Source organism: Micromonospora sp. NPDC004704, assembly GCF_053601675.1.
Genome location: NZ_JBSGCD010000013.1, coordinates 201243 through 208239, shown reverse-complemented (window position 1 = coordinate 208239; position 6997 = coordinate 201243). Strand labels below are relative to the sequence as shown.

Below are 6997 nucleotides of genomic sequence, written 5' to 3'. Positions count from 1 at the left end.
TGGCCCTGGCCTACCTCTGCACCCAGCTTCCGGCCATCCGGGACCTCGCCGAGGCGGACCGGGGTGGTCCGGGCCGGCGCCTTTGCTTCCCGGAGACGGTTGCCGCCGACTCCGGTGTCACACGAGGTATACGTGTGCGATCGTCCCGTCGGGTCGGGTGATCGTGAGGTGCCCGTCCGGGGCCAGGTCGTGGAGGTTCACCGTCACCTTCACGTACCGGTCCGTCACCTGGTCCACGACACGAACCTCTCGTACAGCTCTCGCGGACCCACGTCCCGGATGTCCCGGGCGGCGTGGACCAACTGCGTACCCAGGTAACAGGCCAGCGACACCCGATCGTGGCCGTACTCGCGGGTCAACCGGGCGCGGGCCGGCTCGCACGGCCACGCCTTGCCACAGGTGCCGCACTCCCACCGCTTCCCGCACGGCCGGTGCTGGTCCGTCACCACCGGAAGGACCGGTTGCGAACTCACCCGTTCACCGCCTGCTGCTTCACTGCCCGCAGCTCCGGATCCGCCAGCAGGTGGCGGACCGCACGCAGACGGCTGCACCGGCCGGGCTTGAAGCACGGGCACACGTTGCACTCCTCGCCGTTCTCGTGGCGAGTAACTATCAGGCGGGCGTTGTTCAGCAGCGCCGGCCACAGGTCACGGGAGTAGGTCTTGAACCGCTGGATGGCGTCGGCGCTCATATCCGCCGCCGTACCCACCGCGCGCTCGCGGCGTTGTGGACCATCCTGACCAGTGGCCACGGCACCGGATCACCAGTCGGCTTCCGGTCGGAGGCCGGCTGGGACTCCGCCGGCCGTGGGTCGTCCGCCATCACGCACCTCCATCGGGGTGACCGAGGGTGCGGCGACCGCCCCGGGGCACCGCACCCCCGGGCGTCGAGCCGGCCACGGGGGCAGCCGGCTCGACGCGATCGGGAGGCGCGCCAACGGGCCAGATCAAAGTCTGTCGTACGGCGAATGTGCTGCACATGCCCGTCGCCGCGCCTATTCGTAGCCTCGGTGACGACGCGGTCACAATCCAGGCTGTAGGTGTCCGCTGGCTCGGGACAGGTGTCCGCTGCTACTCCGCCTGGTCAGCGCGGTCGGTGTGTCTCGTACGCGTCGCGAAGGTCAAGGGCCTCGCGGATTCCGCTCGATTCGACGGCGGAAAGCACCTCGGTCGCCCGCCACCAGTTCGACGGCACCACTCGCCCCGAGGTGATCGCTTCGGTCGTGACCGTGCTCGCCTCATCCGGCCGCCCTGCCGCGAGCAGCGCCAGCCCCAGGTCGAGACGAGCGGATGCTGCTCGCCTTGGCCTACCGGCCACGTCGAGATCGGCAACGATCGTGCGGGCGTACTCCTCTGCCGCCGGGTCGCCGGACCAGGCGAGAGTCGTCGCGGTGTACGAGAGGGCCTTCGCCGGGTCGTACTGGTAGTGGTGTTCCGGTCGATCCGGGGTTTGCAGCGGGCTTACCAGGCGCGCAACCTCGTCCAACACTCGACGGGTCTGACGTTGGTTGCCCATGCGGGCCCACGCCCGACCGGTTTGAGCGGTCGCCTGGATATGCGCGGAGCTGCCACGCGGTGCCATTGCCCGTGCCTGTTCGGCCAGGTCGAGGGCACGACGGTAATCCCCAGCGGTGAGTACGTCCCAGGCCCGCGTCTCCAGGGACCAGGCATGGATCTCCGCATGGCCGACGTGTTTGGCGAGTTGCTCGGCAGTGGTCAGATGGGCGTCGGCGGCCCGCTGGTGCCGCAGGTCGATGTGCAGGGTCGCTCGCAGCAGGGCGAGCCATCCTGCGGCGATGAGAAGCCTGCGCTGCTGATCCAGGGTGGTTCGCTTCCGAAGCGCGGTCCCGAGCTGCGCCAGGTTGTCGCGTACGACCGGTAGCAGATCCATCGGCGCCGTGGTCGGATAGCTGCTGGCCAGTTCGTCGACGGCGAATTCGAACCGGTTGACGAGTTCGGGGGCAACGTCGCTGGCATCGAGCAGGCTGGCGAGTTCGAGTGCTTCGTCTTCGCCGCGTACTGCCTCCGGCGCCGACGTGCTGGCCAGGGTGACCAGGCGCCCGCCCGCGTCAAGAAGGTCATCGAGGTGGCGCGCAGTGTCGATGCTCGGCTGCTTACGTCCACTCTCCAGCTCTTGGAGGTGGCTCTTGCTGCGGTGGGCCAGATTTCCGAGGCCCCGCAGGGACAGGTCGCGCGCGAGTCGGTGCCGTCGGAGGCTTTCACCGAACGCTGATTCGTTCACAGGGTGCCGTCCCAGGTAGAGAACCGGGCGACGGCCCCATCGACCGCTACAACCCGACAGGCCGCCACTTCGGACGGTACACGTCGTGATCGATCCACGGATCCCGAGCGAGGCGTGGACGCCACGTTTATCCGATCATCGTGAGCACAAAGCTGGAAGAGGCGAGTGGATGCGTTCGGCACTCTTGATCCACGCGCGCTGAGCTGTTGTGGAAGGCACCCGGAGAACAGCTCAGCGCGCGTGGATCAAGCGACCCATGCCACGAACCCGTGTGCTCACGGGACCACGCGCCGGGCATCGGTCGTGAATGATCCGGAGCGTGCAAACAACCTCTCGTTCCGCTACCGGCACGAGCAGGCCGGTACGTCGACGGCTGCTCTCGCTTGCCGGCGGTGAACTGGTCAACATTCCGCTGCACGCCGTCATCTGGATCGGCATCATCGGTGCACCGCTGACCCTGGCCAACGTCGCGGGCTACCTGCTCTTCTCACTGTTGCTGATCGAGGGCGCCGGTTACTGGTTGGCGAAACTGCACCAGACGACCATCCGGCAGCGTGCACTGCCGGGTGCCCGGATCTTCGGACTGCTCCGGATCGTCAACCTGCCGCTGCTGGCGATCGGCGTCGGGATCGCCGCGTACGGGGCGGTCGACTCGCCGGGGCTCGCCTCCTTGCCGGGGCTGGGGTACGCGCTGTTCGCAGTCATCGAGCACGTGAACTACTTCCACCTCCAGCTCAGCTACGACCGCCGGACCGATCTGCGTCGACTGCGCACGTTCGGGCTGCGCCGCTCCCACCTCTCCCGCGATCTGGACCAGCCAACGGAACGCTGACCCGAACGAGACACAGCAGACGGAAAGGTGACTCGAACGGGTCGGAACCCGGCTCGGCGGTCACGCCTCTACCAGGCATGACTACAAGGCGTACGGTGCTGCGGCTGGCCGGCGGGATCGCGGCCGGTGCGGCGGGCGGTGCAATGGTGGTGGCCAGCGGCGGATGCCGGGACAGCGCGGAGGACGGGCCGACACGGGGCGGCTCGACACCGACGGAAGCCCTGGTCATCGAGCTGGCGACGAGGGAACTGGCGGTGCTCGACGCGGCCACCGGGCAGACCGTGGTGAACCGGTCCGAGGGTGTGCTCAGCGGTGACGGGACCAGGCTGGTCCGTACCGAGGTGGCCGGCGAGGGGACCAGGTTGACCAGTCATCGGCTCTCCGACGGGGCCTCGGTCAGTGGCGGCACTCTTTCCGACCGGCTTGCCGCGCGGGCCACGAACCCGGACGGCTCGTTGGTGGCGCTCGCCACTCCGGGCGAGCCGGGTGGTGGTCCGTACCGGCCGGGTGGGCGGGAGCGGACCACGATCGTGGTCGCCGGCACGGCCGGGGAGCGTAGCCGGGTGGAGTTGGCCGGCAACCTGGAGCCGGAGGCGTTCGACGCCACCGGGCAGGCCCTATTTGTCCTCGACTACCTGCCACCGGCGGCACCGGACCGCTACCGCGTACGCATGATCGATCTTGCCTCCGGCGAGCTGCAACCGCTGCTCACCCGGCTGAAGGCGGTGGTGCCGGCGGGTGCCGAGGAGGAGATGCGGGGCGAGGGTCGGCAGGCGGTGTACGACACCAACACCCGGCAACTGTTCACCCTCTACACCCACCAGCCCGAACACGAGCACACCCGGGATCTGATCGGTGGGGCACGCGAGGACGCCCCGCACGTACACGCGTTTGTCCACACGCTGAATCTGACCGAGCGGTGGGCGTACTGTGTCGATCTTCCGTCGCCGTTCGGGGAGCAGCCGGCCGCCGGCCACGCGATCGCCCTCGACCCGAGTGGCGCCGGGGTCTACGTGGTGGACGCGACCAGCGGCACGATCGCGGTCATCGACCCGGCGGCGTTGACGGTCAGCCGGACCCTCCGGTTCACCCCGCCGACCGGGCCGATCGTCTCGGCCGCCGCCACCACCGGTCCAGCCGGGACGTTGCTGGTCGGCGCCGGCCACGACCTGGTCATCGTCCCGCTGGCCGGTGCCGACCCCGTCCGGTGGCAGCTACCCACCCCGGTACGCGGCATCGCCACCACCCCCGACCACAAACGCTGCTACATCGGCCAGGAAAACGCAGTCACCTGCCTCAACCTGTCCACAGGCAAGGTGATCCGCCGCATCCCAACCCCCGACCTGCGCACGTTGCGCCACCTCACCCCGCACGCCTGACCCCTCTTGTAGAGAAAGAGTGGCTTCCCGCTCGGGAATAGCCACTCTTTCTCTACAAGAGGCGTGATCCGGTCAGGGGGTGGGGAGGCCGCCGGGCTGGTCGCCTTGGACGACGGGGGCGCGGACTAGGTTGCCCCATTCTGTCCAGGAGCCGTCGTAGTTGCGGACCTGCGGGTAGCCGAGCAGGTGGCGTAGGACGAACCAGGTGTGGCTGGAACGCTCGCCAATCCGGCAGTAGGCGATGATGTCGTCCGCGGTCGACAGCCCCAACTCGTCGGCGTAGATCGCCCGGAGTTCGTCGGGACGCTTGAAGGTGCCGTCCTCGTTGGCCGCCGACTTCCACGGCTTGTTCACCGCACCGGGGATGTGCCCACCGCGCATCGCCCCCTCCTGCGGGTAGTCGGGCATGTGCAGCAGCGCACCGCTGTACTCACCCGGCGAGCGGACGTCGACCAGCGGCCGGGCGCTGGCGATGTGCGCCGCCACCTGGTCGCGGTACGCACGGATCTGGCTGTCGTCACGCGTCGGCACCGGGTACTCGGCGCGCGGGCGCTCGACCTTCTCCCGGGTCAGTTCGCGCCCCTCCTCCACCCACTTCTGCCGGCCGCCGTTGAGCAGCCGTACGTCACCGTGGCCGAAGAGGGAGAAGACCCAGAGGGCGTACGCCGCCCACCAGTTGAAGTTGTCGCCGTAGAAGACGATCGTGTCGTCCCGGCCGATGCCCTTGGCCGCACAGAGCTCGGCGAACGCCTCGGCGCTGAGATAGTCCCGGGTGACCTGGTCGTTCAGTTCCAGATGCCAGTCGACTTTGATCGCGCCGGGGATGTGGCCGGTCTCGTAGAGCAGCACATCCTCGTCGGATTCGATCACCACCAGACCCTTCGCGCCCAGGTTCTCGGCCAGCCACTCGGTGGTGACGAGGCGCTGCGGGTCGGCGTATGCCTGCAGGGCAGGCGTGGGATCACTTGGTACGGACATGCAGCCCAACGTACGCCAGCCTGCCCCCGATCAGGCGGGTAACCGGATGCCTGCTGGGTCACTCTCCGCCACGGTCGGCGCCTGAGTCGCCACGGGTCCGCCCGGTCGGGTGCCGACCCGCCGGGCGGACCCGTGCGACAGTTCCCTCAGAGCCCACCCATCCACCGCGTGACCGACGACCCACGGCCGGCGTTGATCATGCAGTTCAACAGAAGGCTCGATCAGATGTCCGATATCGCCAATATTGCGGATCTCATTCGCTACGCGCTGCGACACGACGAGTTCCAGCGCGCGGTTCTCAGCGGCACGATGCACGGGGCGACACACCCCTGGCGCCGCGTTGTCGTACGGAAGGTAGCCCTGCGGGGCACGGTCCAGACCCAGGTCGAGTGGCACACGAGCGAGAACTCGACCACCCGGAACTACGCCGGGATCGACACGGTGATCGACGAACTCGTCGAGGTGCCGTTCCGCAACGGCCACGTGGAGTTGCGTACGGCCACGATCGAGGGGCGGGTCAGCAAGCGCGGCAAGCTGCTGCTGTCCCGGCGGAACGAGGCGAACAACCGCGATCTCGCCCACGACCGGGTACGCCGCCGCGCGATCCCGGAGGACGCCCCGTTCCTCGAAGTGCTCGGCGTCAGCCATGACGGTGCGGTGAAGCCCACCGCCCAGCGCAAGTACCGCCAGATCAACGAGTTCGTACGGGTCCTCGGCGCCACCCTGGGCGAGAAACAGGATCGGGACCGGCCGTTGCAGGTACTGGATCTCGGGTGCGGGAACGCGTACCTGACGTTCGCCACCGTCCACCACCTCACCGAGTCCGGGGTTCCGTGTGTGGTCGTCGGCGTCGACCGGGATGCCGAACTGGTGGCCCGGAACAACTCGCGGGCGGAACAGCTCGGGTGGCAGGACCGCCTCACGTTCACCACGGCACTGATCGACCGGTACGAACCGACCGAGTCGCCGGACCTGGTGGTCGCGTTGCACGCCTGCGACACCGCGACCGATGACGTACTCGCGCTGGCGGTGGAGCAGAACGCGGACTACCTGCTCGCTTCACCGTGTTGCCAGCACGACCTGCAACGGCAGTTGCGTTCCCGGGCGATGCCCGAGGGCTTCCGCGACCTCGTCCGCGACGGGGTGCTCAAGGAACAGTTGGGCGACCTGCTCACCGACTCGCTGCGCGCATCGGTGCTGCGTCTGGTCGGCTACCAGGTTGACGTGTTCGCGTTCGTCCCGGTCGAACACACCCCGCGCAACAACCTGATCCGGGCGGTCCGTACCCCCGGTCCCGTCGACCGCGACGCCGAGGCAGCGGTCCGTGCCACGACCGGAATGTTCGGCGTACGGCCACGGCTCGCCGAACTGCTCCGGCACCGCCTTCCGGAGGACCTGCTCGACGACGGCGGGCCCGGATCGGGAGGTGATGGCGCCCCGGCGATCGACTAGGCACCGGGGCGGAACCACGCCCGGACCTTGCTGTGTCAGGTGCTCCTGCGCAACGGGTCCGGGCCCAGCCGCTCCGGAGTCGCCGGTAGTCGGCAGGGGCGTCTTTCGACCCCGG

Annotated in this window: 7 protein-coding genes; 3 read left to right on the top strand and 4 right to left on the bottom strand. The window is 68.8% G+C overall.

Going from position 1 to position 6997, the window contains the following annotated elements:
• Nucleotides 1-224: 224 nt before the first annotated feature.
• From ACWEFB_RS20210 to ACWEFB_RS20200, 3 genes are all read right to left on the bottom strand, one after another.
• Entirely contained in the window at nucleotides 225-473 is a 249-nt protein-coding gene (locus ACWEFB_RS20210; protein WP_326561918.1) for a flavin reductase, read from the bottom strand.
• Nucleotides 470-691, bottom strand: a complete 222-nt coding sequence (locus tag ACWEFB_RS20205; protein WP_452287424.1) for a hypothetical protein — start codon at nucleotides 689-691, stop codon at nucleotides 470-472. The genes ACWEFB_RS20210 and ACWEFB_RS20205 overlap by 4 nt, the downstream gene beginning before the upstream one ends.
• A 392-nt stretch (nucleotides 692-1083) precedes the next feature.
• A complete protein-coding gene (locus ACWEFB_RS20200) occupies nucleotides 1084-2241 on the bottom strand; it encodes a helix-turn-helix domain-containing protein (protein WP_452287422.1) in 1158 nt (385 codons plus the stop codon).
• Nucleotides 2242-2560: 319 nt separating this feature from the next.
• On the opposite strand from ACWEFB_RS20200, the gene ACWEFB_RS20195 reads away from it, so the two are divergent.
• A complete protein-coding gene (locus ACWEFB_RS20195) occupies nucleotides 2561-3073 on the top strand; it encodes a hypothetical protein (protein WP_452287420.1) in 513 nt (170 codons plus the stop codon).
• 77 nt (nucleotides 3074-3150) lie between these two features.
• On the top strand, nucleotides 3151-4452 hold the full coding sequence (locus tag ACWEFB_RS20190; protein ID WP_452287418.1) for a YncE family protein: 1302 nt from the start codon (nucleotides 3151-3153) through the stop codon (nucleotides 4450-4452).
• A gap of 72 nt (nucleotides 4453-4524) precedes the next feature.
• Here ACWEFB_RS20190 and ACWEFB_RS20185 read toward each other — a convergent pair whose 3' ends face one another.
• Nucleotides 4525-5430, bottom strand: coding sequence for a sulfurtransferase (locus ACWEFB_RS20185; RefSeq protein WP_452287416.1), 906 nt, complete (start codon nucleotides 5428-5430; stop codon nucleotides 4525-4527).
• A 225-nt stretch (nucleotides 5431-5655) separates the two neighbouring features.
• On the opposite strand from ACWEFB_RS20185, the gene ACWEFB_RS20180 reads away from it, so the two are divergent.
• Nucleotides 5656-6882 (top strand): class I SAM-dependent methyltransferase, encoded by a 1227-nt coding sequence (locus ACWEFB_RS20180; protein ID WP_452287414.1) that lies wholly within the window; start codon nucleotides 5656-5658, stop codon nucleotides 6880-6882.
• Nucleotides 6883-6997 lie beyond the last annotated feature (115 nt).

What these genes read in the sequence shown, in the direction of transcription:
- ACWEFB_RS20205 (WP_452287424.1), bottom strand. Translation starts at nt 691, where the DNA reads ATGAGCGCCGACGCCATCCAGCGGTTCAAGACCTACTCCCGTGACCTG.
- ACWEFB_RS20190 (WP_452287418.1), top strand. Translation starts at nt 3,151, where the DNA reads ATGACTACAAGGCGTACGGTGCTGCGGCTGGCCGGCGGGATCGCGGCC.
- ACWEFB_RS20180 (WP_452287414.1), top strand. Translation starts at nt 5,656, where the DNA reads ATGTCCGATATCGCCAATATTGCGGATCTCATTCGCTACGCGCTGCGA.
- ACWEFB_RS20185 (WP_452287416.1), bottom strand. Translation starts at nt 5,430, where the DNA reads ATGTCCGTACCAAGTGATCCCACGCCTGCCCTGCAGGCATACGCCGAC.